The organism is Amycolatopsis sp. NPDC051373 (assembly GCF_040689465.1).
Taxonomy (GTDB): Bacteria; Actinomycetota; Actinomycetes; order Mycobacteriales; family Pseudonocardiaceae; genus Amycolatopsis.
Genome location: NZ_JBFBAE010000077.1, coordinates 1 through 1,187 on the forward strand (window position 1 = coordinate 1; position 1,187 = coordinate 1,187).

Below are 1,187 nucleotides of genomic sequence, written 5' to 3' on the forward strand. Positions count from 1 at the left end.
GGCGTCGGCGCCGCCGCGAGCGTGCTCGTCGGCGTCTTCAGCTACCAGACAGCGTCGCAGCGGATCAGCGACGAGCTCGACCGCTCGCTGCTCACGACCTCGGCCGAAATCCAGGCCGGCGCGACGCAGGTGCTCGCGCCCAGCCCGTTCACCCGCGGCCCGCACGACGACGACCACGACGAGGCGCAGCCCATGGTCGCGCAGGCCATCGCACCGGACGGTGGCGCGCGGCGGATCGGCGGACGGCCGGCGGTGTCCTACACCGTCGACGACATCGATCGGGCACTGGCGGCGAACGGCCGCCCGGGTGACCACTCCTACCGCGACCTGACCGTCGGCCCCGACGACTACCGCGTGATCACCGTCGCACTCGGCCCGGGCCGCGGCGCGATCCAGCTCGGCGTCGACGTCGACGAGTCCCGTCACGTCCTGGCCTCCCTCGCCACGCGGATCACGCTGGTCAGCGCCGCGGTCCTCATCGCCGCCGCACTCGCGGGCTGGCTGCTCGCGCGCCAGATCACCCGCCGGCTCGTGCGGCTCACGGCCGTCACCGAGCAGGTGACCGACGGCGGCCTCGTGCAGGCGAGCGTCCCCACCGGCGGACGCGACGAGGTCGGCCGCCTGGCCACGTCCTTCGACCACATGCTCAGCCGGCTCGCCGACGCCCGCGCCGACCAGGAGCGACTCGTCCAGGACGCCGCGCACGAGCTGCGCACACCGTTGACAAGCCTGCGGACCAACGCCCAGGTGATGCGGCGCTTCGACGAGCTGTCCCCCGACTCCCGCATACGACTGCTCGACGACGTCGACGGCGAAACGCGCGAGCTGACGCACCTCATCACCGAGATCGTCGAGCTCGCCACCCGGCGCTACGACAGCGAAGAGACCGGCCCGGTCGAGCTGGCCGCGGTCGCCGAGCGCGCCGCCGAGCGGGTGCGGCGACGGTCCGGCCGGGCGGTGGTGGTCGACGCGGACGACACCGTCGTGTCGGGGCAGGTGCGCAGGCTGGAGCGCGCCGTGGGCAACTTGCTGGAGAACGCGGTGAAGTTCGATGCCGGGGGTACCGAGCCGATCGAGCTGACCGTCCGAAGCGGACAGATCGAAGTCCTCGACCGCGGTCCCGGGATTCCCGCGCAGGACCTGCCGCACGTCTTCGACCGCTTCCACCGCGCCGACGCGGCCCGGGC

1 protein-coding gene is annotated in these 1,187 nt (G+C 73.5%); it reads left to right on the forward strand.

All coding sequences use genetic code 11. The features are described 5' to 3' along the window. Positions 1 to 1,187, forward strand: a 1,187-nt coding sequence (locus AB0383_RS50085; protein WP_366191719.1) for a HAMP domain-containing sensor histidine kinase, incomplete at both ends; no start/stop codon positions are given.